Here is a 25,864-nt window from a genome sequence, read left to right on the forward strand (position 1 = left end):
CAACCCTTGCCAGGATGTTGGGTTTATGCAATACTTTGACTTATGTCCCCAAAGAAGAAGCCCTCCGCACCCATTTATAACCGGGTACGTGTACTGCGCGCCGAGCGGGACATGTCGCGCGCGCAGCTGGCCGAGGCCATCGACGTCAACCCCCAAACCGTCGGCGCGCTTGAGCGCGGGGATCACTCCCCCAGCCTGGACCTAGCCTTCCGCGTCTGCGAGGTCTTTGACCTCCCCGTGGAGGCTATTTTTTCCCGCCAGGAATTTTCCCCCATGTCCACTGAAATCTATAGGAAGAATTCCTAATGGCTAGCCCAATCCCCGCCTCCGTTTCCCGCCGCAAGCGCCTTGTCCTGGCCGGCGACATTTTCCTCGGCCTGGCCATCGTGACGGCAGCCCTGCACTTCATCGCGCTCAGCTTGTCTAACTTGCTATGGCCGATTGCCGGCATCGCGGCGACTACCTGCACCACATGGCTGCGCCAGTCCATCCGTCACCTCGACGTGCCTACCACGGAGATGGATGAGTACGAACTGCGCCTGCATACCGACGCCCGCGACCAAGGACTCAAGACCGCAGTGGTTACTTCCACAGTGCTCTTCCTCGTCGCCGTTGCCACCGCATTCGGCCTACGCTTCCTCGGAGCGGAGGAAACCGCAGTGGAGGAGGCGACCTCGGGGGCGAGTATCGCCATCTTCTTTGCCAAGCTCATCTATACCCAACTGCTGTGGATCCCTTTTGCGGTAGCCAAGGAATTGGCCAATAAGCTCAACGCAGACGAGCTGCGCAGCGGAGGAAACTAGCGGAAATCGCGGGAGCCGCGGGAGAGGAATTCGCCAAAGTCCAGCGGCTCGAGCTTATCCGCGACCACGCTGACCGCGCCGGTGGCGTTTTGTACGATGCCGCGAATGATCATTGCACGGGCGGTGCGGGCCACAACCTTATGCCGCGACCACAATCCGGGCGAAACCATCACGTTCATCAGGCCGGTTTCATCCTCCACGCCCAAAAAGGTCAAGCCAGACGCAGTACGCGGGCGCTGGCGGTGGGTAATAATGCCGGCGATGCGCACGCGGGTGCCATCGGGAACATGGGGAAGTTGGGAAGCAGGCAGGACGTCGGCAAGCGAGGCACGCACCAGCTCCATCGGTTGCTGGCTATGGGTCACGCCGGTGGAAGCGACGTCGGTAGCCATAAGCTCGAAGGCGGACATGCCAGGCAGGTGCGGTGCAGCCAGCGCGGAAGTGCCAGGCAGCATTCCCTCGCGCTCGGTGGCGGCAACTCCGGCCTGCCACAACGCTTGACGACGATCCAACCCCAGACACTCCAATGCCCCAGCCGTGGCCAGCGCTTCCACCTGCTCCACGCTGAGATCCGCCCAGCGCGAAAGATCGGACACGCTAGCAAAAGGCGCGGCCGCCTCCACGCGCTCGGCGGCGGACTCCCCCAACCCCTTAATGAGGTTGAGGCCCAGCCGAATCTCGCCCGACCCCGTTGCGCGGGCCTGCGCACCAGAATCATTGATACTCACCGGCAGCACCCGCACGCCGTGGCGCCGGGCATCTTGGATGAGCGACTGCGGGGAATAAAAGCCCATCGGCTGCGCGCGCAGCAGGCCCACGCAGAATTCCGCCGGGTAGTGGTACTTAAACCACGCGGAGAAATACACCAGTGAGGCAAAGGACTGCGAGTGCGATTCGGGGAAACCATAGGCAGCAAAGGCCACGATTTTGGCCCAGAGCTTATCCGCCACCTCGCCCTCGATGCCGTTAGTCTCGCGCAGGCCGTTAAAAAAGCGGCTGCGCAGCGCGGCCATCTTCGCCGGCGAGCGCTTCGACCCCATGGCGCGGCGCAGGTCATCGGCCTCGGCGCCGGAAAAACCTGCCGCGTCTACGGCAATCTGCATCAGCTGTTCTTGGAAAAGGGGGATGCCCAGCGTCTTGCCTAGGGATTTTTCCAAGACGGGGTGGTCATAGGTCACCTCTTCTAGGCCATCGCGGCGGCGCAAGTAAGGGTGCACGGATCCGCCTTGGATGGGGCCGGGCCGAATAAGCGCGACTTCGACCACTAGGTCAAAGAAACGGCGCGGCTTCAAGCGCGGCAGCGTGGCTAGCTGCGCGCGGGATTCCACCTGGAAGACGCCCACCGCATCGGCGCGGCAGAGCATGTCATAGACTTCCGGCTCGGCGAGGTCGAGTTCCCACAGATGCACCTCGCGGCCGGTGGTGGCGCGCACGGCGTCAATCATGTGGTGCAGCGCCTCCAACATGCCAAGGCCGAGCAGGTCGAATTTCACTAGGCCGGCGGCCGCACAATCGTCCTTATCCCATTGCAGCACGGAGCGGTTTTCCATGCGGGCCCATTCCATGGGGACGACGTCCGCAATGGGTCGGTCACACAGCACCATGCCGCCGGAGTGGATTCCTAGGTGGCGGGGCTGGCCGAGGAATTGCTCGGCCAAAGATGAGACCTCAGCAGGCGGTTCGGAGGTACCCTTCGACCACGCATCGGCCGATCCCTGCGGGTAGCCTAGCGCGCGGGCGGCATCGCGGGTAGCCCCCTTGCGGCGATAAGTAATGACATTGGCCACCTGCGCGGCTCGTTCCCGGCCGTGGGTGCGATAGACATACTGGATTACCTCCTCGCGGTGGCCGGATTCGATATCGATATCAATATCGGGCGGGCCATCGCGGTCCGGGGAAAGGAAGCGCTCAAAAAGCAGCTGCGCGGAGATGGGCTCGGCGTTGGTAATACCCAGTGCGAAACACACCGCAGAGTTAGCGGCCGAGCCGCGGCCCTGGCACAAAATATTTTCCTGGCGACAAAAATCCACCAGGTCGCACACAATTAGGAAGTAGCCGGGAAAGCCCAGTTGCTTGATGACGCCCAGCTCATGCCTAATCTGCTTCTTCGCCGCCTGCTTAATCTCGGCCGGCCGCGAGGCATAACGCTCCTTGGCACGGCGCCAGACCTCATGCTCCAGCCAGCTCATCTCGGTATGCCCCTCCGGAACGGGAAAGTGCGGCAGGTTCGGGGCAAGCGCATCCCAGGTAAAGGAACACTCGCGAGCCAGACGCACAGTTTCCGCAATAAGCTCCGGCCGGTCAGGTAAAAGTTGTGCCATCTGCTCGCCGGATCGTAGCCAGCCGGCGCCCATGGGGTGGGCGTGCGGCGCAGCGGCCGCGAGGGATTCGCGGCGAGCCAAGGCGCGCTTGGCGGCGGCGAGCCGAGCCTGATCACGAGTCGCGGCCGCGGGCCGTGCGGTTGCGATGGCCCGCAGGTTATTGTATTTATCGAGGAACCGGTGCCGATCCGCATCCTCAGGGGACATGCTGCACGAATATTCGAGAACTATGCTGTCTATTTTTATTCTTTCGAGCAGGTTATCGATTTCTGCTAACGCTTCCGGCCCCACCAGAAAGAAGCATTCCCCTTCCAACTCGCGCGCCACCTCATCTAGTGGCGGATAATCCACCCGATCCTTCTCCCCAGCTTCCATCCGCGCGTGTGCAATAAGGCGCGATAAACGGCGATAGCCTTCCGGGGTGCGCGCCAACACGGTCACCGGCGCTTCCGCGAGCGATAGTTCCGCGCCATATACGGCCGGAAGATTCGCTTTAGCAGCGGCTTCAGCGAATTTCATGAGCCCATAAAAGCCATCGCGGTCCACGATTGCCAGCCCCTCGAGCCCCAGCTCCACAGCCCGGCCAACCAGCTCTTCCGGCTCAGCAGCGCCGTCGAGAAAGCTATACGAACTTACCGCGTGCAACTCCGCAAAGGGGACGGCAGAATGGCCGCGCTGAGCAGAATCGGCTGGCCCATGAAGGTGATTAACCGGCACGGGCGCGGCAGATTCGCGGCCAGAGAGAATGCGCTCCACCCGCGACCACGACAGTGCTTTTCCGCCATTAAATTCCACCCCGCACAGCGTAATATCGAATCATTGTTCTATACAACCCCGTAAGACGTGATGCCGACAATAGACAAAGCGGTTCGCTGATTGCTAAGTTGCTAAACAGACAAATTATTTCAACTCCTACAAGAAGGGGAACCCCCATGCAGATCCGTCGCGTAGTGGCTGCTGCCGCCGCTGTAACTATCGCTTCCACCAGCTTGGTGGCCTGCTCCTCCGATGATTCCAAGTCCATCAAGGTGGGCACCACCGACGACGCCAAGAAGGCGTGGGTAGCATTCGAGCAGGAAGCGAAAAACGCTGGCTATGACATTGATATCCAGCCATTCGCGGACTACAACACCCCGAACCAGGCTCTGGACCAGGGCGAGCTGGATACCAATAACTTCCAGCACCTGAAGTTCCTAGCGGAGTACAACCACGGCAATGACACCAACCTGGTGCCTATCGTGGCCACCGAAATCGTGCCGCTAGCACTGTTTTGGAAGGACCACGACTCCCTCGACGGCATCGAGGGCGAAGAGGTCGCCATCCCGAATGACTCCACCAACCAGGCCCGCGCCATTAACGTGCTAGTCCAGGCCGGCCTTCTTACCCTGAAGGACAAGGACAACTTGGAGCCCACCCCGCTGGACATTGATGAAAAGAAGTCCAAGGTCAAGGTCACCCCGGTAGACGCCGCACAGACCACGTCCGCGCACGGCGAGGGCACGCCAGCCATCATCAATAACTCCTTCCTGGAGCGCGCCGGCATCGATCCGAAGACTGCCATCTTCCAAGACGATCCAAATTCTGAAGAAGCAGAACCGTACATCAACGTCTTCGCCGTTCGCGAGGAGGACGCCGATAACGAAGACATCAAGAAGCTTGCCGAGCTATGGCACTCCGACGCCGTCCAGGAGGGCGTCGATGAAGACTCCGCCGGCACCTCCGTCGAGGTGGAGCGCAGCCAGGAGGATCTGCAGAAGATCCTAGATAAGCTCGAAGCAGATCTGGACTAATCACCCTTGCTTTTACCCCGCCGGAACCCCCCGGCGGGGTTTGGCACTTTCCTAACTAAGGACGCAAACACGTGGCAGATTCCACTCAACGCGGCACCCGCATCGAGTTCCGCGAGATCACCAAGATCTTTAAGCAGAAAAAGGCGCGAGTTAAGGCACTCGACCATGTCTCCATGACCATTGAGCCCGGCGAAATTGTCGGCATCATTGGCTACTCCGGCGCCGGCAAGTCCACCCTTGTACGCATGATCAACGGCTTGGACACCCCGTCCGCGGGAGAGCTGCTGCTTGATGACACCAATATCGTTGGCATGTCCGAAAAGAAGCTGCGCGGCATTCGCCGCAATATCGGCATGATTTTCCAACAGTTCAACCTGATGAACTCGCGCACCGCAGCCGGCAATATTGAATACCCGCTGCAGCTGCAGGGCGTCGGCAAGCAGGAGCGCGCCCAGCGCGTGCAAGAGCTGCTGGAGTTCGTCGGCCTAGGAGACAAGGGCAAGAGCTACCCAGAGCAGCTTTCCGGCGGCCAGAAGCAGCGCGTCGGCATTGCCCGTGCGCTGGCCACCAACCCCTCGCTGCTGCTTGCCGACGAAGCCACTTCCGCCCTCGACCCCACCACCACGCAGGAAGTCCTCGACCTACTGCGTCAGGTAAACAAGGAATTTGGCATCACCATCGTGGTTATTACCCACGAGATGGAAGTCGTACGCTCCATCGCCGATAAGGTCGCCGTGATGGAAAACGGCCGTGTCGTGGAACAAGGCAGCGTCTACGAGGTCTTTTCCAACCCACAGACCTCCGTGGCCGCCAAGTTCGTAGCCACCTCGCTGCGCAACGAGCCCGACGTCGTTGAAACCGACGACCTGCTCGCGCACGAAGGCCGCCTATTTACCATCAACCTCACCGAGGAATCCGGCTTTTTCACCGCCGCCGCCCGCCTTAAGGAAGCCGGCGTATCCATCGCCGTCGTCCACGGCGGCATCACCACGCTGCAGCAGCATTCCTTTGGCAAGCTGACCGTACGGCTCAGCGGCGATAATAACGCCATCGAAGAGTTCTACCGCACGCTTTCTACCACCACCCAGATTGAGGAGATTGCACGATGACCGTCACCACCCTCGCCCAAGCCAACTGGGACCGCCTCGGCCCTTCACTGGCCGATGCCATCGTCGATACCCTCATCATGGTCTCGACTACCCTCATCGTTTCCGGCATCCTCGGCCTTGGCCTAGGCATGCTGCTCTATACCACCCGCACGGGCGGCATCCTACAAAACCGGTTCGTCTATTTCATTGTCAACCTGCTGGTTAACTTCGTCCGCCCCATCCCGTTCATCATTTTGCTGGCTTTTGCCCAGCCACTGACCGTCATAGTGATGGGCGGGTCCATCGGCCGCGGACCGGCCACCTTCGTCATGGTCATCGCGGCGACCTTCTCCGTAGCCCGCGTGGTGGAACAAAACCTCGTGTCCATCGACCCCGGCGTTATCGAGGCCGCCCGCTCCATGGGTGCCTCGCCGTGGAAGATCATTACCTCCGTTATCGTCCCAGAGGCCCTCGGCCCACTGATTTTGGGCTACACCTTCCTATTTATCGCCATCGTGGACATGTCCGCTATGGCCGGCTACGTCGGCGGCGGCGGCTTGGGTGACTTTGCAATCGTCTACGGTTACCGTGCCTTCGAATGGGAGGTCACCGTCGTGGCCACGCTCATCATCATCGTGCTGGTGCAGGCCGCCCAGTTCTTCGGCAACTGGCTCTCCTCCAAGGTCATGCGCCGCTAGCCCCCGCTTGCCGACGCCGCCCTACCCCGCGACCGGCTCCACGCCGGTCGCTACGATGGCTTGGCCCGTCTTCGGGGAGTCACCACACGAGGAAACCACACCTTCTACCTCGCGCTCCTCGAGCGTCACGCGCCAGCGCCGGCCGTCAATGTGGCTGACCTCGCCGCTATCAGTGGCGGTGAGCTGGCCGTAGGAGAGCTCCTCGCCGGCGTCGATAAGCGCTCGGGCCACCGCCAACTCCGCCACCTGGCCGCGCGGGCCGAAAATACCGCGCCCGCGATTTACCGGGTAGAAATACTTCCCCTTCGCCGCCGCCGCAATCATCTGCGCGGCGGCTTCTTTATTCATTCGTCCAAAGGAATAGCCCCACGGCATGAGCATGACCGATGGCGCGAACCGGTGTCCCTTCGTGTGCGAGGTCTCCCAGACCATATCCGGGTAATCCTCCACCAGCTCCGCGGCCAACGGCCGCCCCTTGACCGCACAGCAGGTATCGCGCTTCGCGTGCGTGCACACCAAAACCAGCGGTGTTTCCACTGCGCCGCCTCCATTGCGTCCAGGTTCTGTCAGATCCAGATCGAGGATTTTCTCCGGCCCTGTCAGCAGCACGAGTTCCATCACTCCCTGCTCGGCCCACACCAGGTAGCAGCGGTGCATCTTGCCTACCTGGCGGCCGTCGCGGCCCGGCCGACGGATAAGCTGCAGCCCCGCCACACCTTTCAGCTTGGCCTTGAGTTGGGCCGTGAGATCCGGCCCAAAGGTATCGCCATCGAGCACGTCTCGCGACCATCCGCCCGGCCACTCAAAAAGCACATAGACGGATTCCTTCTTCGCCGTGCCTGGCAGCGGCTCTACCTGGATATCTGAACAGAACTCGGTCATATACCTAAGCCTAACCTTTCTGCATTTCAGCTCACACCCTTGGCCACAATTCGGCCACGAAATACCCCCTCGGCTATACAGTTCACGGCCGAAACTATAACCTAGGGGGCATGCTAAAAGTCCGTCTCGCCGCAACACTCCTCGTCGCCGCTTTTCTCAGCGGCTGCGTCGCCCAAGAGACGGACCGCACCACCATGGCTGCATCTGCGGATAACTCCCGGCTCAATCCGCTAGGCCAGGCCAACATGGAAATGAAAACCCTCCGGCCGCAGGCCCCCTCCGAGCTCACGGTGACCGACGTGCGGTTCGGCCAGCACGAGGGTTTCGAGCGCGTCGTCTTCGAACTCGACGGCGGCGGCTCCCCTGGCTGGTTCGTGGACTATGCCGACACGCCCACGCAGCAGGGTTCTGGCAAGACTATTGACCACTCCGGCGAGACCGCACTCAATGTCAATATCGACGGCGTGGTCTACCCCTTCGAGGCGGGGAAGGACGATCCCCACATCGGCGTGGTGGATGCCCCCGTAGAGGGAGTCGTCACCCAGGTGGTCAACGGCGGTACCTACGAGGGCCGCTGCCAATTCGTCATCGGCATGACCTCGCGCAAGCCCTATTCCGTGCAGGTGCTCGATAACCCCACCCGCCTCGTAGTCGATATTCGCGATTAATAGGTCGCCTCCACCCGCCAGCGCCCGCCGGACCATACCAAAAGCCAGGCCCGCTGGTGCTCTTCGTGGTCGGCTTGGCCCACCACCTGCAGGCGCGCTACGTGCTGCGGGTTACTAGTCCACCACTGCGTATCCACCGGCCAGGGACCGGCCCAGCCCAGCACGCGGAAGCGATGAGCGCCCCAGCTCAATGCCACCGGCACCCCCGAAAGGAGAGCCTCGGCGGTGACGAATACTTCGCGACGAGCGGCGTCGATAAGCCGGATGCGCGCGGCCGGATGATTAGGCCCACCGCCCAGCCGCGCAGGTAGGGGTGCCGGAATACGGCCGGGCCACTCGCCTTGTGGCGGTGCGTCGCGCTGCTCGCCATAGGGCACGTACTCGATGCGCTCGGCCACCCCGCGGCCACCCACCGCCCGCGGCTGTAGCACGCGGTCGACCCCCAGCTGTGATTGCACCCGAGCGATAACGCGCTTGACTTGCTCCTGCGATCCCTCCCCGCCCCAGAGGCCGGTGGCGGACGGGGTGGCAACCTCCACCGGCTCCAGTGCGAGGCGGCGGATGGCCGCGCCCCCACCAGTGGCACGCGAGAGCCAGCCATCGAGCTGCCAGCGCACGCGGTCCGCGGTGGCCTGCTCCGTCAGCGCTTCCTGTGTGCGCCATACCCGCGCCAGCTCCTCGCCGGTGCCAAACTCCGCTACCACGCGCAGCCGCAGGCAGACCTTGCCGGCCTCTTCCAAGCGGGCATGCAGCCGGGACGCTAGCTGACGGGCCGCGAAGGCCGCCGCGTCCACGCGCTCGATGCGCTCTTCCATTTCCACGGCCAGGTCTGGGCGTGCCAGTTCTGGGGCCACCCGCCTATCCGCACGAGCCTGGGCCAGTTCGTGCGCGCGACGCCCGGACTCACCGAAACGGGTAGCTACCTGCTTAAACGGCAGTGCAGCTAAGTCGCCCAGGCGGCGCACGCCCAACTTATCGAGCTGCGCAACAAACCCAGCATCAAAGCCCAAGGCCTCATCGGCGGCGAGCACTCCTATGGGCTGGGTAGCCAAAAACTCCCGCGATCCGCCCTCTGGCACCACCGCACCCATGCCACGGTGCCGGGCCGCGATGACAGCCGTAGCAATCTCATCGGCGACGCCGAGGGTGGAATCGAAGCCGGCGTACGAAGAGGCGTCGACAAGCATCTCTAATGCTTTCTCCCCGTGGTAGCGCAGCGCCGCGCCCGCGTCCACAATGGCCAGGCCGGGACGCAACACCTCCACCGAGCACGCCACCGCATCCAAACCAGCCGCAACCTCCGCAAACGCCGCACCATCCCGGTCCGGGTTAGCCTCCACCACCGCCGCCTCGGGACACAACGCTTGGGCCTGACGCAGGCGCATCCCACGCCGCACCCCTGCCCGGCGCGCCGCTCTATCACATACCGCAACCGCGTGATTGCGCGCAATGACCATAGGACCCTGCCCGCCGACGGCCTGGATGGGCCAATCCGGAAACCACACGGCCGCTACCCTCATACGGCCTCCAGTCTGCGGTGTTGGCCCACCGTGAGCACCCCATGCACGCTAGCCTGCTTCGAGGTCACCTCAACGTCCATGTCCACGCCGCGAATGCGCCCACTGCCCTTGCCGACGCCCCGATAGGCACTCACCTGCGCCCCTATCTCCACCGCCGTGCCGGGCAAGCGTGTGCCCACCGTCAGCACCGCCGCGCGCCCGCCGCGCACCTTCGCCAGCACCGGCCGGGCCTTGGTTGGGCTCACCTCACCGGGCGGCCCATGATGGATGACTAGGTCCAGTCCTTCCGCCAATACCCCTGTCACCATCCAGGAATCCACTCCCGGATCTGGGACGGTTACCACACGTTCGATAACACCTTCCTCGGCCACTTGTGCGAGTAGTAAATCTGGCCACCCCACCACACCTACATACCCGCCGCGGGCGGTGAGATGACAGATAAGATCCACCACAAGCGCTGGACAGTTAGTACAGTGCACCACGTGCCGGCGCGCCAAGCCGCCCGCAGGAAGCAGACGTGCCAGGCCAGGAAGCGTATCTACCAGCTCCTCTTCCGGGCCACGCTCCATAGCGCGCATGCGAGTACGCAGCATCGCCACACGGTCCGACCTACTTAGTCCGGCCACCGCTTTTTCTAGGCGAACGCTCGTTTGATTCACCCGAATAGTATGAACCCTCACCCGGACACATGCAAGTGTATGTTCGAATGGTAGCCTTAGCGGCATGAACTTCAACGCTGCCTACGGTGCCATGCGCGAGCACACCACCCCCATTCCCACTCCGCCATGGGTGCGTTTGGGTTCGTCCATCCTCATCGGTGCGGCCGTGGCGCTTTTGGCCAGCCGCGCACATATTTTTGCTGCACTAATCGGGGCGCTCGTGTGCCTCGTGGCAGCTTTCGTTCTCGTCTTTGCCCACCCCTACCGCCACGCGATGCGCGATTATGCCACCAAGCGCAATGTCACTCTGGTTCCTAGCATCGCACAGCTCGTGCCACTGATGATTCTGTGGCTTATGGTGATGCTCGCCCCCATCGTGGCCCTACCCGCGTGGGGCGCCGGCCTGGTATGGCTGGTGGTTTTTGGCCTGAGCTTTCTCGTCTTCCCCCACGTGGATGGCACGCGACGGCTCGCGTTTGCCTAATCTATACGACACTTTTCGGGGTTATCCACAGCTTTTCCGCCCCGCCTCGGGTATGTAGGCCGGGTTATCCACACAACTGGCCGCAGCGGTTGCGCCGGCCGTGCGCCGGTGTAGGTGCGCGTCGTAGCGTTGCAGGCATGAACGCACTCGAGACCTACCTCACTGCCTTAGGCCCCGGCATGGACATCATCGCCGGGTGCCAGGGCATGTCCGGGTCCGAGCTTATGGACCACGGCGCGCCCGATGCCATCGCGGCCGATCTGCTTCTTTTGTGTGAGAGCTACTTTGGCCGCACCAAATTTACCCGGCTACAGCGCCGTGCTATTGCCGACGCCCGTCGCAACACCCATTCTATCGCCACACTCACCGCCCTAGAGCGCATTGTTAACCGCGCCCCGAGCAAGAAACAGGCCTGGGAGCTACGCGCGGAGTGCTGCGCAATGACCGGCGCGATGAGCCATATTCTCAAGCACGCCCGCCGGCGCCTGCACGAGATGAAAGACAACACCGTTACTCCAGGTGTGCGCACTTACCGACGCCCCAATGACTACTGGACGCTTGCCATCACCGGAACCTCTAGTTTCATCGCGGATCTCAACGCCGCGCTGGCCGCGACCGGGAAGCAATCGCTCGAGGCGGTAGAAAAAATTTTCTTTGACCAGGCAGCGGCCGCGCGGGCAGAGGTGATAACCAATGCCATCGTGCCATTAGACAAATTCATTCGCATCCGCGACGGCCACGGCGACGATATCGAGCTCGACCTGACCAATGGCGCCACCATTACCGGCACCGAATATCTGCGGCGCGTACTCAACGACGTCGGCTTTTCTGGCGATAGAGAAACCGGCTACGTCACGCTCGTGCACCCCGAAGAAGGGCCGGTCAACCTCTACCGCACGGCGCGCGTGGCCAATGACAAACAGCGCATCATGGCCGCTGCAGAAAACCCACGCTGCGCCTGGCCGGGCTGCAACCAACCGGCCGATCTCTCCCAGGTCCACCACCTCAAGGCGTGGAGTAACGGTGGGGAGACGAATATGAAAAACCTGGTCATGTGCTGCGCCTACCATAACGGCGTCAACGATGATGACCCCAACGCTCCGCCCCGGCGCGGCCGCCTCGAGCGGGTGGGCGGGCGCATTGTGTGGCGTCCACCGTTTACCCCGCGCGAGTAAACACGCTCCTCAAACGCGCGAAAAGGCGCTCAGAGATAGCCTGAGGCCTTCTACGCATGCCGTTTTACTCCCACTCGATGGTTCCCGGTGGCTTGGAAGTGCAGTCCAAGACCACGCGGTTGACGTCCTTCACCTCATTGGTGATGCGGGTAGAAATTTTCTCCAGTACCTCGTATGGCAAGCGGGTCCAGTCCGCAGTCATGGCGTCCTCCGAGGACACTGGGCGTAGCACGATCGGGTGGCCATAGGTGCGGCCATCACCTTGCACACCAACGGAACGGACGTCGGCCAGCAGCACGACCGGGCACTGCCAAATCTGGTCATCCAAGCCGGCATTGGTCAGCTCGGTGCGGGCAATGAGGTCCGCCTCACGCAGCGTCTCCAAGCGTTCCTCGGTTACCTCACCGATAATGCGGATACCCAAACCTGGGCCTGGGAATGGCTGGCGGTTAACGATTTCTTCCGGCAATCCCAGCTCGCGGCCGACGGCGCGTACCTCGTCTTTAAACAGCAGACGCAGCGGCTCAACCAGCTCGAACTCCACGTCATCTGGCAAACCGCCAACATTGTGGTGAGACTTAATATTCGCCGTGCCGTCGCCGCCGCCAGACTCGACCACGTCCGGGTACAGCGTGCCTTGGACGAGGTAGTCGACGGTGGAGCCTGCAGGGGCGTCGTCAAGCACGCCCGCAACCGCACGCTCAAAGGCACGGATAAACTCCGCGCCGATGGCCTTGCGCTTTGCTTCTGGGTCGTCAACGCCGGCCAACTTCTCCAAGAAGGCACTGCGCTCATCCGCAGTCACCAGCTTCGCGCCGGTGGAGGCGACAAAGTCCTTTTCCACCTGCTCCCGCTCGCCAGCACGCAGCAAGCCGTGGTCGACGAAGACACAGGTGAGGCGATCACCGATGGCACGTTGCACCAGTGCCGCCGCTACAGCGGAATCCACACCGCCGGATAGGCCACAGATGGCGCGGCCGTCCTCGCCCACCTGAGCGCGAACGTCCGCGATGAGCTGCTCGGCGATATTATCGGCCGTCCAGTTCTGCTCTAGGCCGGCAATCTCGGTCAGGAAGCGGGTAAGTACCTCTTGGCCGTGCGGCGAGTGCTGCACCTCAGGGTGGTACTGCACACCGGCCATCTTCTTTTCCAGGCACTCCATCGCTGCAACCGGGGCACCGGCCGAAGTGGCCGTAACTTCAAAGCCCTCGGGAGCGGCAGATACGGCATCACCGTGGGACATCCATACCTTATGGGTAGTCTCCAGGCCAGCGTGCAGTACGCCGCCCTTAACGTTCATATCGGTGCGGCCGTACTCACGCTCGCCAGTCGACGACACAGTGCCACCAAGAGCGTGGTTCATGGCCTGGAAGCCATAGCAGATGCCGAAGACAGGAATGCCGAGCTCAAGCAGCTCCGGCTTCAGGGCCGGGGCACCGTCAGCATAGACGGAGGACGGGCCACCCGACAGGATAAGCGCGGCGGGATCTTTAGCTTTGATTTCCTCCACAGACGCGGAGTGAGGGACAACCTCGGAGTAAATCTTGGCCTCGCGCACGCGACGGGCAATAAGCTGCGCGTACTGAGCGCCAAAGTCCACAACGAGGACGGGGCGCGGGGTAGTGTTTGGCTTAGTCACGCCCCATAGTCTAACCCACTAAACTGATAGCTTATGAAGCGCTTGGCTATTGTGCTCACCACCGGGCTATTGTTATGCGGTTGTGACGCTACCCCAACTACGGCCGAGGTGACGTCTGCGCTGGATGAACAAGGTCCACAACGGGTAACACTCCCAGCCGCAGAAGTCTTTGGAAGCAAGTGGGACGAGTGGGCTCCCTTATGCGGCACTCAGCAGGCAGAGCGCATGGGATACCCAGAAGTAGCGCATAATTCGGTAGTGCTGCGCGCGAAAGAGGAAAAGAAGGTTGTAGAACTCAATCCTGCGGGAGCACGCGTGTGCCCAGTCCACGATGCAGGGCAATGGCGGCCGATGTCGCGCGAGACCACATGGAGGAGGGAAGGCGGTTGGCAGTTGGTTTCCTAACCACTCTCCTTCTCCGCCACGCTCTACCTCTCCAGAGGAAAAGAAAGCTTGAAGACAAAACGCGGCTGCGCCAAGAAAGCACAGCCGCGTTCGAGATTGCCGATTAGTGGCGGACGGCGAGCTCAACCTTCTGAAAGGACTTCAGGTCGGTGTAGCCGCACTTTGCCATGGAACGGCGTAGCGCGCCGACCAAGTTGGTGCGGCCGAAGGGCTCGCTGGAGGGACCGTGCAACACCGTTTCAAGCGAAGGAGCGGCAGACTCTTCTGCAGCTTCGGCCGGGGTACCGGCGGTGAGGAAATCAACATCCAAGTCGGCATCAGCTCCGGAGAACTGAACGAAGCCGCGGGGGAAACGCGGGTGACCGGCCGTGGCGGGCCAGTACCAGCCTTTACCTCCGGCCTCGCGGGCCTGAGCAAGCAGTGGGCCGAGAGCGACACTGTCGGCGCCACAAGCAAAAGCCTTGGCAATATTGCCGGAGTTTTCAAACTCGGTATCGGCGATGATGTGCACGTAGCGGCCGCCAGTCTCGTCGAGGTAATCGCGGCGGGCTGCGGCGGCGTCGGCAATCGCAGTGGCCATGGCCGAGTCGATACCAACGGTCTCGGCGTTGGTCGTCACACCAGCGCCTACGATAACGCCGGCCGCGCCAGTGCGCATCAGGTGCAGCGCGGTGGTGTAGTCGGTAACTCCGCCCGCGATGACCGGCACATCCAGCGATCCGATGAACTCCTTGAGGTTCAGCGGCTCGCCCCCGGTAGCCACGTGTTCGGCCGAGACCAGGGTGCCCTGAATAAACAGCAACTCAGCGCCGGCCGCGATGACCTTCGGGGCCATCTCACGAGCATTTTGCGGAGAAACGCGCACAGCAACGGTGACACCGGAGTCACGGACTTGGGAGATGCGTTCGGTAAGGAGGGCGTCGTCAAGCGGGGCAGCGTGTAGCTCCTGAATGATGGAGTTATCGCCCGGCTGCGAGTAAATGCGAGCTAGAGCGCCCTCGAGGTCCTCGTGGCGGCCCCACAAACCCTCAGCATTAATGACGCCCAGGCCACCTTGCTTGCCCATCTCGATGATGAACTCGGGCGTGGCGAGCGCATCGGTGGGGTGGGACACGAAAGGGATGTCGAAGGTATAGGCATCGATGTGCCAGGTGGTATCCACGTCCTTGGAGGAGCGGGTACGGCGTTGCGGCACGATGGATAGTTGCTCTAGATCAAAGGTGCGGCGGGCCTCGCGGCCGATGCCAATTTCGGCGTATTCACGCATGATATTCCTAGCGGTAGTTTGGTGCTTCTGCGATTTGCTGCAGGTGGTGCGGGTGAGATTCCTTCAGGCCCGCGGCGGTGATTTGAACGAAGCGCTTGGTCTTTAGCTCAGCCAGGGTGGCGGAGCCGGTATAGCCCATTGATGCGCGCAAACCGCCGACGATCTGGTGCACAATGGCATCGATATCGCCGCGGAAAGGCACTCGACCCTCGACGCCTTCCGGAACCAGCTTGTCTTCGCTGCGGACATCGGCCTGGAAGTAGCGATCCTTGGAATAGGAGCGCTTTTCGCCGGAAAGTCCACGGCCCTGCATGGCGCCCATGGAGCCCATGCCGCGGTAGCGCTTGTACTGCTTGCCCTGGTAGACCACGATGTCACCGGGCGCCTCAGTGGTCCCTGCAAACATGGAACCCAGCATGACGGTATCGGCGCCGGCCGCTAGGGCCTTGGCGACGTCGCCGGAGTACTGCATGCCGCCATCGCCGATCACCGGTACACCGGCCGGGCCAGCTACCGCGGCGGCTTCCATCAGGGCCGTAATCTGCGGCGCTCCCACGCCAGCGACGACGCGGGTGGTGCAAATGGAGCCCGGGCCAATGCCGACCTTGATGGCATCCGCGCCGGCATCAATCATTGCCTGGGCGGCCTCACGGGTGGCAAGGTTACCGCCGATGACATCGACCTTGGAGCCAAAGTCCTTTTGGACGCGGGAAACCATTTCCAACACGCGGTTGTTGTGGGCATGGGCGGAATCGACGACGAGGGCGTCCACGCCGGCGTCGACAAGCGCGGCGGCGCGCTGGTAGGACTCCTCGCCGGTACCGATGCCGGCCGCAACCAACAGGCGGCCGGCCGAGTCCTTCGACGCGTTAGGGTACTGCTCGGACTTTACAAAGTCCTTGACGGTAATCAGGCCGGTGAGCTTATTATCCGCATCGACGATGGGCAGCTTTTCCACCTTATTGGCCGACAACAGCTCGAGGGCTTCCTCCTTGGATACGCCCTCGCGCGCTACGACGAGCGGCATGGCCGTCATAACCTCGCTGACCTTGCGATCAAAGTCAGGCTCGAAGCGCATATCGCGGTTGGTGCAAATACCGACTAAAGTGCCGTCCTCATCTACCACCGGCAGGCCGGAGATACGGAAGCGGGCGCACAGCGCGTCTACCTCCCCAATGGTCATATCCGGGCGGGCAGTGATGGGGTCGGTGACCATGCCGGACTCGGAGCGCTTGACTATTTCTACCTGCTCGGCCTGGTCCTCGGTAGACAGGTTGCGGTGCAGCACGCCGATGCCGCCCTGGCGCGCCATGGCAATGGCCATGCGGGCCTCAGTCACGGTATCCATGGCGGCCGAGGCAAGCGGGACGCCGAGGCGAATATTGCGGGTAAACTGCGCGCCGGTATCGACCTCGGAGGGCACGATATTGGATTCGGCGGGCAACAGAAGCACATCGTCAAAGGTCAGGCCGCGCAGGGCTACCTTGTTCGGGTCATCTCCACCAGTATGAATACGGTTCTCGCTCATCGAGGTCTCTCCTTAACAGGTTTAGCGGCTACCACAACTGTAGTGCTTTGCCGGCCGACGACACCATTTGGGCAGGGGTAAATTGCCTCGGGAGGGTAAGTTCAATAGGCTCGCAGGCGTGAACTTCTTCGCCAATATGCCCCGCGATCCTTTCGCCGATGACCCGAATGACCCCGCCTCCTTCCTGGAGGAGGACGAGCAGGCCATGCCGCTTACCGACGACGACCGAATCGCCATCATCCACGACCTCGCGCTGGTGCAGAAATTCGCGTCCATCCTCGGCCCGCGCGGCATCGACGGCATCTTCTTCCTCTGCGAGGATTGCCAGGAAAATCACTTTTATGAGTGGGATATCATGGCCGCAAATATGCGCGCCACGCTCGAAGGGGAGCTAGCGCCAGTGCATGAGCCAGGCGCCGAGCCGGATCCCTCCCGCTATGTTCCCTGGGACTACGCCCTGGGTTACTTGGATGGCCTAGAGGGCCGCTAGCTTCTACTGCTGCTGGCCCAACTCGATGGTGGTCGTCGGCTCATCCTCAACGTTGGGGTTGAGCTGCGGGTTTGGCTGCCCTTGTTCCGTGACCACCACGGTTTCGGTGGCGTACTGAGTTTCGGTCACGGTAACCTGCTCCGGCTGCTGTTCCGGTTGGGAAGCTTCTTCCGCCACGGTTTCGGTGGCGGTCTCCGTCACGGTGTGCGGGGCGGGCTTCGGGTGCGCAGAGCGCTTGTGTTCCGCCTCACTGTTGGCGGCGATGGCCTTTTCTTCCTTGCCTTCGGCCGCGTCCAGCTTGGCTCGGGCATCCCTCATCAGTTCCCGAGCACCTTCAATATCGCCTTCGGCCGCGCGAGATTCCATCTCTTCCAGCGTTCCGGCCAGCTCTACATTGCGGGTCTTATCCCCTTTATCAAAAGTTCCGGCATGCAGCATTGCGCCACCGGCTCCAGCAATGACTAGGGTTGCAGCGGCCGCGCCAATGAGACCATGCACGAAAGGCCCGCCGCGGCGACGCTTGCGCGCCTTACCAAGATCAATAACCTGAGGCTCCGCCTCAGCGCCTTCTACCAGCGGGGCCGGAGGCATGTGCTTGTCGACGTCCCCCTTTAACTCCAGCAGCAACCCCGCCAGGTCATCCTGACGGTCGGAAGGGTCGTTGCCTTTCGAAAGCTCAGTGAGGAATGCATCATCATCGACCAAGGGCTGGAGCTGGTCCGCTAGGTCGTCGTTATCGCCGTGGTGCTTAGAAGCCATGATGGTGTCTCTCCCCCTTCCTTTCTGTTATGAAATACCTGCTGTGAGATTGGGCCACAAGCCCCTTAGTGTGCAGTTTCCTTCGCGACTTGGAGGGTCTTTCGCAATTGAGCTAGTGCTCGGTGTTGTGCCACACGGACCGCGCCTGGAGTGGAACCCACAATTTCCGCAGTCTCTTCTGCTGACAAACCGTTGAACACGCGCAGAATAACGATGTTTTTCGCCTTATCACTTAATGTATCGAGCAAGGCGCGCATTCTGTTACTACCGTCGGCCTCTAGCGCCCACTCTTCAGGAGTGGCTTCACGCGCGGAGTCTTCCGGAATTTCTTCGGTAGGCGTGGACTTATCGCGGCCCATCGCGCGGTGAGCATCAGTGACCTTATTAAATGCGATGCCATAAACATAGGCCATAAAAGGACGGCCCTTGTCCTCATAGGAACCAATCGAGGTAGCCACTGCTAGGCAAATCTCTTGGGCCACATCTTCCGCGGTGGGTTGGCGGCCGCCCCCGATGCGGGCGCGGCAGTAACGCAGGACCTGCGGGTGAATGATCTGCAGGACTTTTTGCAGCGCTCGACGGCTGCCGTCGACGGCATGCGGAACGAGATCCGCTAGCTCCTGTTCCCTATCGCTCACGTATGCACCCTCTGAGATGTTTTCGACCGGTAACTAACCATATTGGCACACGGGGAGTTTATGCAAAGGCAACGCGCAGCCCCATTACCTATGCAAGCTGAGCGGCAGAAAATTCACAAACCGTTAACCTTCGGCGTTTGCGCTGGTAAACCATGGTGCAGGAAGAGGAAGTGCGAGAATAATACTTAAAAGTCAAAAATCGGTAACCCACCGTTTACCCACGCGCGAAACACTACGTGAGGTTGCTTTCCGCGACGCTGCGGAAGCCACACAAGAATTCTCGCCCTTACAAAGGAGCTTAGTAACGTGTCTCAGCCTCATTTGCTTCCCGGTCCCACCGCTGACCTGTGGGATTGGCAGCTACAAGGCGCCTGCCGCGGAGAAAACTCGGACGTATTTTATCACCCGGATGGCGAGCGCGGCCGCGCCCGCGCCCAGCGCGAGAATCGCGCCAAAGCCATCTGCAATTCTTGCCCGGTCATTGATTTGTGCCGCGAGCATGCCCTGCAATCCGCCGAGCCCTACGGCGTATGGGGCGGAATGAGCGAATCCGAACGCGTGGTAGAGCTTCGCCAGCGCCGCCGCGCCGCCGCACCGGTCAACGCCTAAGGCGGGAAAGTTAGGGGGAGACGAGGGCGTCGGCAAGAAAACGCCCCGTCACCGAGTCACGCTGTTCGGCTAAGTCTGCTGGTGTGCCGCTAAAGACCACCTGACCGCCGGCCGAACCGGCTCCGGGGCCCAAGTCAATGACGTGATCCGCATGGGCGATCACAGCAAGATTGTGATCAATGCAGATGACGGTGTGGCCGGTGTTCACCAGTTCATCCAGCAGCGCCAAAATCCGCGCGGTATCCGCTGGGTGAAGGCCGGTAGTGGGCTCATCAAGGACCAGCACGTCAGCGGTGGACTTCTTATCGCTTAGGTGCGCGGCGAGCTTGAGACGTTGGCGCTCACCGCCGGACAAGGTAGACAGCGGCTGGCCTAGGGTCACGTACCCCAACCCGACGGTACACAAGGTGTCACAAATCTTCGCCGCCGCCGGAACTTTGACCTTTCGCAGGAAATCGGCGGCGTGAGCAGCCGAGAGTTCGAAGACGTCCGCAATGGTACGACCACCCAAGGTATAGGCCAGCACATCGGCCGAAAAGCGGCGCCCCTGGCAGATTTCACACGTGACATCTATCCCGCTCATCATGCCCAATTCCACGTAGACTACGCCCGCTCCATTGCACTTTGGACAGGCGCCTTCGGAATTGGCCGAAAAGAGCGCGGGTTTTACCCCATTGGCCTTGGCGAAAGCCTTGCGGATGGAGTCGAGCGCACCAGTATAGGTCGCGGGATTGGATCGGCGCGAGCCCTTGATAGGGGCCTGGCCGATGCTGAGCAAACGCTCCCCTACTACGGCTGGAATCTCGGCCGTGAGCGAGGATTTTCCGGAGCCTGCGACTCCAGTAATGACGGTCAAGACTCCCTCTGGGAAATCGACGTCGATTCCGCGCAGGTTATTGCGTTGCGCCCCGCGAACGGCGAAGGTACCGGTAGATGTGCGCACGGTGTCTTTTAACGCGACGGGCTCAGACATGTAACGGGCGGTGATGGTATCGGCCGCACGCAGTTGTGCGGGGGTGCCGCTGAAGGTGATGCGGCCGCCGTCGCCACCGCCACCTGGGCCGAGGTCTACCACGTAGTCCGCCGCGGCAATGGTGGAGGGGTTGTGCTCGACCACCAGCACGGTATTTCCCTTATCGCGCAGCCGCACTAGGAGGCTATTGATGCGCTCGCAATCATTCGGATGCAGGCCGGCGGTGGGTTCGTCGAAGACATAGGTGACGTCGGAAAGCGCAGAGCCCAGGTGGCGGACCATACGGGTGCGCTGGGCCTCGCCGCCGGAGAGCGTGCCGGCCGCACGGGCGAGGGTGAGGTAGCCCAATCCGAGCTCAATGGCGTTGCCCACGGCCGCGGAAATGGAATCGACGAGGGGCTGCACGGCCGGCAGGGAGAGTCGCGCGAGCCAACGGCGCAGGTCATTTAGCTCCATCTCGCATAGGTCCGCAATGGAAGCGCTCTCGATATAGGATTCGCGGCCGTGACGAGCCAAGCGCGTGCCATGGCAGTCGGGGCAGGATACGAAGACAACGGCGCGCTCTACGAAGGCCCGCATGTGCTTTTGCAGGCTATCTACCGGCTTGCTCAGCACGTTTTTGCGCAGGCGCGTGGCCAAGCCCATGTAGCTCATATTGACCCCGCCGACCTTGGTTTTGGTTTCGGTGTAGTAGAGCGCCTCCTTTTGCTCTGCGGTGAACTCACTAACGGGGATATCGGCCGGGTAGAGGCCGGATTCGGCGTAGGCGCGCCACATCCAGGAGTCAGGCTTCATACCGGGGTAGATTATGGCGCCGTCGGCAAGCGAGAGTTCTTCGTTGACTAGGCAGGAGAGATCAATATCGGAGACGCGGCCGGTGCCCTCGCATTCGGGGCACATGCCACCGGTGCGCTCGAAGCGACGCACCTCTTTCGTACCGTTGACCTCGATGGCGCCCTGTCCGGAGGCGGAGGGCACATTAAAGGAATAGGCCGCTGGTCCGCCGGCGCGCGGGGAGGCCGCGCGCGAATACAATACGCGCAACATGGCAGTAATATCAGTGGCGGTACCAAAGGTTGAGCGGGAGGAGGCAGCCATCGGCTCTTGGCCTACCACGATGGCGGCCGTAAGATGCTCTAGCTTATCGACGTCCGGCCTAGCCAATGACGGCATAAACTCCTGCACAAAGCCGGGGTAGGTCTCGTTGATAAGCCGCTGAGACTCGGCTGCGATGGTGCCGAAAACCAGGGAGGATTTGCCGGAGCCGGACACGCCGGTAAAGACGGTGAGCTGGCGCTTGGGGATAGACAGGGAGATATCGCGCAGGTTATTTTCCCGCGCACCGGTGACCTTGATGTATTCCACGGCCCTAGTCTAGGCACAACAAAACCCGCCGCGCGCAAAGCGGGGCGGGCGATGTTGGTAGCCCAGTTTAGTGCTGGTGGCCGTGACCGGTGTCAGCTGGCTGCTCTTCCTGTGGCTTTTCCACCACGGAGGCCTCGGTGGTAAGAACCATGCGGGCCACGGAGGTGGCGTTGACCACGGCCGAGTGGGTGACCTTGACGGGGTCGATGATGCCGTTATCGATGAGGTTGCCGTACTCAAGGGTATTGGCGTTAAAGCCTTCACCGTTGGTCATCTCAGCAACGCGGGAAACGACAACAGCACCGTCGAGACCAGCGTTTTCAGCAATCCAGTATGCCGGGCGGGTCAGGGCGCGGGCGACGGCGAGGACGCCGACCTTTGCTTCGCCCTCAAAGCCCTCAGCGAAGGACTCCAGCTCCTTAGAGATCTGGACCAGCACAGAGCCACCGCCGGCGATGACTCCTTCTTCCACGGCCGCGCGGGCCGCGTTGATGGCGTCTTCGACGCGCAGCTTGCGCTCGTTGACCTCGGTCTCGGTAGCGGCGCCGACGCGGATGACGGCCACGCCACCAGAAAGCTTTGCCAGACGCTCCTCCAGCTTTTCCTTATCCCAGGTGGAGTCGGTGCGCTCGATTTCGCGGCGGATCTGCTCGCGGCGCTCCTCTACCGCTTCAGCGGTGCCGCCACCATCGACGATGACAGTGTCTTCCTTGGTGATGGTCACGCGGCGAGCGGAGCCCAAAACGTCGAGGTCAGCCTCGTTGAGGTTAACGCCCACCTCTGGGTCGATGACGGTGGCGCCGGTAACGACGGCCAAGTCATCCATGAAGCCCTTGCGGCGCTCGCCAAAGTACGGAGCCTTCACGGCTGCGACCTTGAGCACCTTGCGGATGGAGTTGACGACGAGCGCCTGCAGCGGCTCACCCTCAACGTCCTCTGCGATGATGAGGGTTGGGCGGTTGGTCTCGGCGATCTTCTCCAGCAGCGGCAGGAAGTCCGGCAGGGAGGAGATTTTATTGCGGACGAGGAGCACAGCGGCGTCGTCCAGCACGGCGTGGTAGGTCTCTTCCTCCGTAGCGAAGTACGGGGAAAGGTAGCCCTTGTCAAAGGAAATTCCCTCGGTGACATCGACGGCGGAGTCGATGGTCTGGGATTCTTCGACGGTGACAACACCGTCCTTGCCCACCTTGTCCATAGCACCGGCAACCATCTCGCCGACCTCCGGGTCGCGGGAAGAGACGGTGGCTACCTGGGCAATCTCGGACGAGGAATTGACTGCGGTGGCACGGGCCTTGAGCTCCTCCACGGCCTTTTCGGCCGCCGCCGCGATGCCGCGGTTAAGCTCGATTGGGTTAGCGCCAGCTGCGACGTTGCGCAGGCCTTCGAAGATGAGTGCCTGGGCCAGCAAGGTGGCGGTAGTGGTGCCGTCACCTGCGATGTCGTTGGTCTTGACTGCAACGGACTTAACCAGCTGGGCGCCGAGGTTCTCGAATGGTTCCTCGATGTCGATATCGCGGGCGATGGTCACGCCATCATTGGTGACGGTGGGGCCGCCAAAAGCCTTGGACAGCACGACGTTGCGGCCGCGCGGGCCGAGAGTGACCTTGACGGCATCAGCCAGCGTATCGACGCCGCGCTGAATTCCCTCGCGGGCTTCTTGGTCGAATGCAATAAGCTTTGCCATAGTGAGGCCTACTTCTCGATGACGGCGAGCAGGTCACGGGAGGACAGCAGCAGGTACTCCTCACCGTTGTACTTCAGCTCGGTGCCGCCGTACTTGGAAAAGACCACGGTATCGCCCTCGTTGACGCCTACCGGGGTGACCTCACCCTTGTCGTTGGTGCGGCCTGGGCCTACTGCAACGACGGTAGCTTCCTGCGGCTTTTCCTTAGCGGAATCCGGGATAACCAGGCCGGAAGCGGTGGTGGTTTCAGCTTCTACGATCTGTACGAGGACGCGGTCCTCGAGAGGCTTAATGTTTGCCATGATGTTTCCTCCGTAGTGTTCGTATGCGCGCCGGTATGGCACGCGCGTGCCGGTTGTGGATGTCCAGCACAGCCGTCGTCGCGGGTGAACAACTGTGGGTCAAACAACCTGATTAGCACTCTACCCTCGCGACTGCTAACCCTCAACAATGACGCGGCCCACATTCTTAAGCCCTCAGCGATCCTTTCAGCGCTCCCGATTCCCCGCGCGTACAAAGCCGGCAAGCGCCAGCTTGACGACGCCCAGTGCGATAAACATCGCACCAAAAATCACGGCGAAGGCCGGCCACCACAGCTGCTCCACCACCGTCCGGCCGAAAGGAACCTGCGGGGTGAGCAGGTGATGGAGTGGGAGGAGCGTCGCCAAGCACAGTGCACAGACCACGCCGGCCGCGGTCAGGGTGAGGCAGGCCGCCTCCCCCACCTGCACGCGGATCCAGGCTAGAGGAGCGGCGCCGGCGAGGGTGAGGCCGCGGATATCGGAGGCGATGCGCCCATGCATGAGCAGCGAGGTGAGCACGGCACTCACGAGGCTGGGGGCAAAGACAGGCCCTAAAAGGGCGACGAAGACCTGCCAGGACGATAGGGTGCCGCCGGCGCCTGCGGAGCTTTCAAAGCGCAGGCCAGAGCCTACGGCGACGATAAACCCACCGACCAGCACCCACGGCACGATGTGCGGGGTGGAAAAACGCCGGCGCACGCGCACATTGGCCCCAGCGATGCCGGCCGCGCGGCTCCATTGGTCGATAGCGGGCATAAGCCAGGGCCAAAAGAGGGCGACGAGGATGACCAAGCCCATCTCGGCCGAGAGAAGATCGCCGGGATCGGCAATGTGCAGGCACCCGTAGACCGTGCCGCCGAGGGCCGCGGCCGCAAGTACAAATTTCACCACGGTCCAGGCCGGGTGTGCGGTGGTGCGCGGCCGGAAGACTCGGCGCAGTGGAGGCAGCGCGCCAACCAGGGCCGCGGACATGCAGACTATGACCGCAATGACCGTGACCTGGCCGGTAATGACAATGTCGGGCATGGGGATGCCATCGCTGCGCAGCGCGCGCACGCACGGTGCAAGCAGCGGGCGGGCCGGCAGTACGCCAAGGAGCCCTGCGGCCGCGCTGATTACGGCGACCTGGCCCAGAATGAAGGCAATAATCATCCACCCGGGCATCCCCACCATGCGCCAGGAACGGTAGACCGGCTCGCGCTCGGCGATGATAAGGCGCATCTGCGATAGCGTCACCAACACCACCACGCACAGGGCCATGCCGAGTACCGTGCCGCCCACCGGGCCGGCGGGGTTTTCTTCGGCCCCGGAGGAGGCGACCAGCATGGCTAGCGCCAGGGTGCACGAGGTGGAAGAGACCACCAACGTCAGCGCCACGGCCAGCCACGATAACCAATTGGACTGTAAGTCCTTAAGCCACACCAGCATGGGCTACCTCCTCAAGGGAAATAACGCGGTCGGCCGCTTCAGCGGCGAGGTGCGAGTGGGTCACCATAATCACGCTGGCGCCATCGCGGGCGGCGGTGCGCAGGTGGGAAAGGACGGTGGATGCGGTGGCGTCGTCAAGCGCGCCTGTGGGTTCGTCGGCGAAGATATAGGGCGCTTGAGCCAGCAGGGCCCGGGCTACAGCCACGCGTTGTTGCTGACCACCGGAAAGCTGTGCGGGCAGGCGGCGCTCCAGACCAGCAAGGCCGAGCGAATCAAAGACCTCCGCCACCCGGCTGCGTGACGGGCGCCGGCCGGAAAATCGCGCGGTCAAGGTGGCATTGCGCTGCGCATTGAGGGATTCCAAGAGGTTATAGTCCTGGAATACAAAGGCACGCTGCCTGCGCCCCGGCGCGTTGACTTGTCCGGAAGTGGGTTTATCCAGCCCGGATAGCAGGTTTAGGAGCGTGGTTTTACCGCTACCGGAAGGCCCCATGATGGCGACGAATTCGCCCGGGGCGATGGAAACAGTGACCCGCTTGAGCACAGTGCGGCGGCCGTAGCGCTTAGTGAGATTTTCTGCTTTTAACATGCCTTTGATTCCACTCGGCCGCGCAGAAGAAAGACATGGGGCGGGCTGCCCAGAAAATGGTAGAGCTAGCTCTACTGCTCCACGCCGGGTAAGGCGGCTA

Annotated in this window: 25 protein-coding genes; 11 read left to right on the forward strand and 14 right to left on the reverse strand. The window is 62.0% G+C overall.

Translation table 11 applies throughout. The features are described from left to right. Positions 1–42: 42 nt before the first annotated feature. A complete protein-coding gene (locus MHK04_RS07720) occupies positions 43–306 on the forward strand; it encodes a helix-turn-helix transcriptional regulator (RefSeq protein ID WP_023020645.1) in 264 nt (87 codons plus the stop codon). Beyond that, on the forward strand, positions 306–803 hold the full coding sequence (locus MHK04_RS07725) for a hypothetical protein (RefSeq protein WP_239208242.1): 498 nt from the start codon (positions 306–308) through the stop codon (positions 801–803). The genes MHK04_RS07720 and MHK04_RS07725 overlap by 1 nt, the downstream gene beginning before the upstream one ends. Here the strand turns inward: MHK04_RS07725 and MHK04_RS07730 are convergent. Next, positions 800–3,919 (reverse strand): error-prone DNA polymerase, encoded by a 3,120-nt coding sequence (locus MHK04_RS07730; protein ID WP_239208241.1) that lies wholly within the window; start codon positions 3,917–3,919, stop codon positions 800–802. The genes MHK04_RS07725 and MHK04_RS07730 overlap by 4 nt on opposite strands. Positions 3,920–4,056: 137 nt before the next feature. Here MHK04_RS07730 and MHK04_RS07735 point away from each other — a divergent pair, with 137 nt between their 5' ends. From MHK04_RS07735 to MHK04_RS07745, 3 genes are all read left to right on the forward strand, one after another. After that, positions 4,057–4,914, forward strand: a complete 858-nt coding sequence (locus tag MHK04_RS07735; protein ID WP_023020642.1) for a MetQ/NlpA family ABC transporter substrate-binding protein — start codon at positions 4,057–4,059, stop codon at positions 4,912–4,914. A 71-nt stretch (positions 4,915–4,985) separates the two neighbouring features. Then, positions 4,986–6,023 carry a methionine ABC transporter ATP-binding protein gene (locus MHK04_RS07740; RefSeq protein WP_239208240.1) on the forward strand — a complete coding sequence of 346 codons (1,038 nt, stop codon included), beginning with the start codon at positions 4,986–4,988 and terminating at the stop codon, positions 6,021–6,023. After that, a complete protein-coding gene (locus MHK04_RS07745) occupies positions 6,020–6,700 on the forward strand; it encodes a methionine ABC transporter permease (protein ID WP_023020640.1) in 681 nt (226 codons plus the stop codon). The genes MHK04_RS07740 and MHK04_RS07745 overlap by 4 nt, the downstream gene beginning before the upstream one ends. 21 nt (positions 6,701–6,721) lie before the next feature. Here the strand turns inward: MHK04_RS07745 and MHK04_RS07750 are convergent, their stop codons facing one another. Beyond that, a complete protein-coding gene (locus MHK04_RS07750; RefSeq protein WP_239208239.1) occupies positions 6,722–7,582 on the reverse strand; it encodes a sucrase ferredoxin in 861 nt (286 codons plus the stop codon). Positions 7,583–7,692: 110 nt separating this feature from the next. Between MHK04_RS07750 and MHK04_RS07755 the strand changes: the two genes are divergently transcribed. Further along, complete coding sequence (locus MHK04_RS07755) at positions 7,693–8,250, forward strand: AMIN-like domain-containing (lipo)protein (protein ID WP_239208238.1); 558 nt, start codon at positions 7,693–7,695, stop codon at positions 8,248–8,250. Here MHK04_RS07755 and MHK04_RS07760 read toward each other — a convergent pair. Further along, complete coding sequence (locus tag MHK04_RS07760; protein ID WP_239208237.1) at positions 8,247–9,770, reverse strand: DNA polymerase Y family protein; 1,524 nt, start codon at positions 9,768–9,770, stop codon at positions 8,247–8,249. The two genes, MHK04_RS07755 and MHK04_RS07760, sit on opposite strands and share 4 nt — an antisense overlap. After that, entirely contained in the window at positions 9,767–10,429 is a 663-nt protein-coding gene (gene imuA' / locus MHK04_RS07765) for a DnaE2-dependent mutagenesis accessory factor ImuA' (RefSeq protein ID WP_495525055.1), read from the reverse strand. Before imuA' ends, MHK04_RS07760 begins: the two co-directional genes overlap by 4 nt. A gap of 64 nt (positions 10,430–10,493) precedes the next feature. Between imuA' and MHK04_RS07770 the strand changes: the two genes are divergently transcribed. Together MHK04_RS07770 and MHK04_RS07775 are read left to right on the forward strand one after the other, a co-directional pair. After that, positions 10,494–10,913 (forward strand): hypothetical protein, encoded by a 420-nt coding sequence (locus MHK04_RS07770; protein ID WP_239205811.1) that lies wholly within the window; start codon positions 10,494–10,496, stop codon positions 10,911–10,913. A 137-nt stretch (positions 10,914–11,050) separates the two neighbouring features. Beyond that, positions 11,051–12,088, forward strand: coding sequence for an HNH endonuclease signature motif containing protein (locus MHK04_RS07775; protein WP_023020634.1), 1,038 nt, complete (start codon positions 11,051–11,053; stop codon positions 12,086–12,088). A 64-nt stretch (positions 12,089–12,152) separates the two neighbouring features. On the opposite strand, the gene guaA is transcribed toward MHK04_RS07775, so the two are convergent. After that, positions 12,153–13,727: a glutamine-hydrolyzing GMP synthase gene (gene guaA, locus MHK04_RS07780; protein WP_023020633.1), complete on the reverse strand. Its 1,575-nt coding sequence runs from the start codon at positions 13,725–13,727 to the stop codon at positions 12,153–12,155. Between the two features lie 33 nt (positions 13,728–13,760). Between guaA and MHK04_RS07785 the strand changes: the two genes are divergently transcribed. Then, positions 13,761–14,132: a hypothetical protein gene (locus MHK04_RS07785; RefSeq protein WP_023020632.1), complete on the forward strand. Its 372-nt coding sequence runs from the start codon at positions 13,761–13,763 to the stop codon at positions 14,130–14,132. A gap of 103 nt (positions 14,133–14,235) precedes the next feature. On the opposite strand, the gene MHK04_RS07790 is transcribed toward MHK04_RS07785, so the two are convergent. Beyond that, entirely contained in the window at positions 14,236–15,399 is a 1,164-nt protein-coding gene (locus tag MHK04_RS07790; RefSeq protein ID WP_239205805.1) for a GuaB3 family IMP dehydrogenase-related protein, read from the reverse strand. Positions 15,400–15,406: 7 nt separating this feature from the next. Beyond that, positions 15,407–16,927, reverse strand: coding sequence for an IMP dehydrogenase (gene guaB, locus MHK04_RS07795; RefSeq protein WP_200288244.1), 1,521 nt, complete (start codon positions 16,925–16,927; stop codon positions 15,407–15,409). A 118-nt stretch (positions 16,928–17,045) separates the two neighbouring features. Here guaB and MHK04_RS07800 point away from each other — a divergent pair, with 118 nt between their 5' ends. Next, a complete protein-coding gene (locus tag MHK04_RS07800; RefSeq protein ID WP_239205801.1) occupies positions 17,046–17,417 on the forward strand; it encodes a DUF5319 domain-containing protein in 372 nt (123 codons plus the stop codon). Positions 17,418–17,420: 3 nt separating this feature from the next. Here the strand turns inward: MHK04_RS07800 and MHK04_RS07805 are convergent, their stop codons facing one another. Both MHK04_RS07805 and MHK04_RS07810 read right to left on the reverse strand, forming a co-directional pair. Then, positions 17,421–18,176, reverse strand: a complete 756-nt coding sequence (locus MHK04_RS07805) for a hypothetical protein (RefSeq protein ID WP_239208235.1) — start codon at positions 18,174–18,176, stop codon at positions 17,421–17,423. A gap of 65 nt (positions 18,177–18,241) precedes the next feature. Then, the gene (locus MHK04_RS07810; protein ID WP_239208234.1) at positions 18,242–18,814 is read right to left on the reverse strand and encodes a sigma-70 family RNA polymerase sigma factor; all 573 of its coding nucleotides are present in this window, start codon (positions 18,812–18,814) and stop codon (positions 18,242–18,244) included. Between the two features lie 306 nt (positions 18,815–19,120). Between MHK04_RS07810 and MHK04_RS07815 the strand changes: the two genes are divergently transcribed. Then, positions 19,121–19,423 carry a WhiB family transcriptional regulator gene (locus MHK04_RS07815; RefSeq protein ID WP_023020627.1) on the forward strand — a complete coding sequence of 101 codons (303 nt, stop codon included), beginning with the start codon at positions 19,121–19,123 and terminating at the stop codon, positions 19,421–19,423. Positions 19,424–19,433: 10 nt separating this feature from the next. Here the strand turns inward: MHK04_RS07815 and MHK04_RS07820 are convergent, their stop codons facing one another. The 5 genes from MHK04_RS07820 to MHK04_RS07840 all read right to left on the reverse strand — a co-directional run bounded on the left by MHK04_RS07820 (position 19,434) and on the right by MHK04_RS07840 (position 25,764). After that, positions 19,434–21,761: an AAA family ATPase gene (locus tag MHK04_RS07820; RefSeq protein WP_239208233.1), complete on the reverse strand. Its 2,328-nt coding sequence runs from the start codon at positions 21,759–21,761 to the stop codon at positions 19,434–19,436. 67 nt (positions 21,762–21,828) lie between these two features. After that, positions 21,829–23,445, reverse strand: coding sequence for a chaperonin GroEL (gene groL, locus MHK04_RS07825; protein WP_200288246.1), 1,617 nt, complete (start codon positions 23,443–23,445; stop codon positions 21,829–21,831). A gap of 8 nt (positions 23,446–23,453) precedes the next feature. Continuing rightward, on the reverse strand, positions 23,454–23,747 hold the full coding sequence (gene groES, locus MHK04_RS07830; RefSeq protein ID WP_005322702.1) for a co-chaperone GroES: 294 nt from the start codon (positions 23,745–23,747) through the stop codon (positions 23,454–23,456). 186 nt (positions 23,748–23,933) lie between these two features. Next, on the reverse strand, positions 23,934–25,175 hold the full coding sequence (locus MHK04_RS07835) for an FtsX-like permease family protein (protein WP_200288247.1): 1,242 nt from the start codon (positions 25,173–25,175) through the stop codon (positions 23,934–23,936). Beyond that, on the reverse strand, positions 25,159–25,764 hold the full coding sequence (locus tag MHK04_RS07840; protein ID WP_023020623.1) for an ABC transporter ATP-binding protein: 606 nt from the start codon (positions 25,762–25,764) through the stop codon (positions 25,159–25,161). Before MHK04_RS07840 ends, MHK04_RS07835 begins: the two co-directional genes overlap by 17 nt. Positions 25,765–25,864: the final 100 nt, after the last annotated feature.

It is taken from the genome of Corynebacterium nasorum, assembly GCF_022345765.1.
Classification (GTDB): Bacteria; Actinomycetota; Actinomycetes; order Mycobacteriales; family Mycobacteriaceae; genus Corynebacterium; species Corynebacterium kefirresidentii.

Coding starts and splice junctions, on each gene's coding strand:
- MHK04_RS07720 (WP_023020645.1), top strand. CDS start 43: ATGTCCCCAAAGAAGAAGCCCTCCGCACCCATTTATAACCGGGTACGT.
- MHK04_RS07725 (WP_239208242.1), top strand. CDS start 306: ATGGCTAGCCCAATCCCCGCCTCCGTTTCCCGCCGCAAGCGCCTTGTC.
- MHK04_RS07735 (WP_023020642.1), top strand. CDS start 4,057: ATGCAGATCCGTCGCGTAGTGGCTGCTGCCGCCGCTGTAACTATCGCT.
- MHK04_RS07745 (WP_023020640.1), top strand. CDS start 6,020: ATGACCGTCACCACCCTCGCCCAAGCCAACTGGGACCGCCTCGGCCCT.
- MHK04_RS07750 (WP_239208239.1), bottom strand. CDS start 7,582: ATGACCGAGTTCTGTTCAGATATCCAGGTAGAGCCGCTGCCAGGCACG.
- MHK04_RS07755 (WP_239208238.1), top strand. CDS start 7,693: ATGCTAAAAGTCCGTCTCGCCGCAACACTCCTCGTCGCCGCTTTTCTC.
- MHK04_RS07760 (WP_239208237.1), bottom strand. CDS start 9,770: ATGAGGGTAGCGGCCGTGTGGTTTCCGGATTGGCCCATCCAGGCCGTC.
- MHK04_RS07770 (WP_239205811.1), top strand. CDS start 10,494: ATGAACTTCAACGCTGCCTACGGTGCCATGCGCGAGCACACCACCCCC.
- MHK04_RS07775 (WP_023020634.1), top strand. CDS start 11,051: ATGAACGCACTCGAGACCTACCTCACTGCCTTAGGCCCCGGCATGGAC.
- MHK04_RS07785 (WP_023020632.1), top strand. CDS start 13,761: ATGAAGCGCTTGGCTATTGTGCTCACCACCGGGCTATTGTTATGCGGT.
- MHK04_RS07790 (WP_239205805.1), bottom strand. CDS start 15,399: ATGCGTGAATACGCCGAAATTGGCATCGGCCGCGAGGCCCGCCGCACC.
- guaB (WP_200288244.1), bottom strand. CDS start 16,927: ATGAGCGAGAACCGTATTCATACTGGTGGAGATGACCCGAACAAGGTA.
- MHK04_RS07805 (WP_239208235.1), bottom strand. CDS start 18,176: ATGGCTTCTAAGCACCACGGCGATAACGACGACCTAGCGGACCAGCTC.
- groL (WP_200288246.1), bottom strand. CDS start 23,445: ATGGCAAAGCTTATTGCATTCGACCAAGAAGCCCGCGAGGGAATTCAG.
- groES (WP_005322702.1), bottom strand. CDS start 23,747: ATGGCAAACATTAAGCCTCTCGAGGACCGCGTCCTCGTACAGATCGTA.
- MHK04_RS07835 (WP_200288247.1), bottom strand. CDS start 25,175: ATGCTGGTGTGGCTTAAGGACTTACAGTCCAATTGGTTATCGTGGCTG.
- MHK04_RS07840 (WP_023020623.1), bottom strand. CDS start 25,764: ATGTTAAAAGCAGAAAATCTCACTAAGCGCTACGGCCGCCGCACTGTG.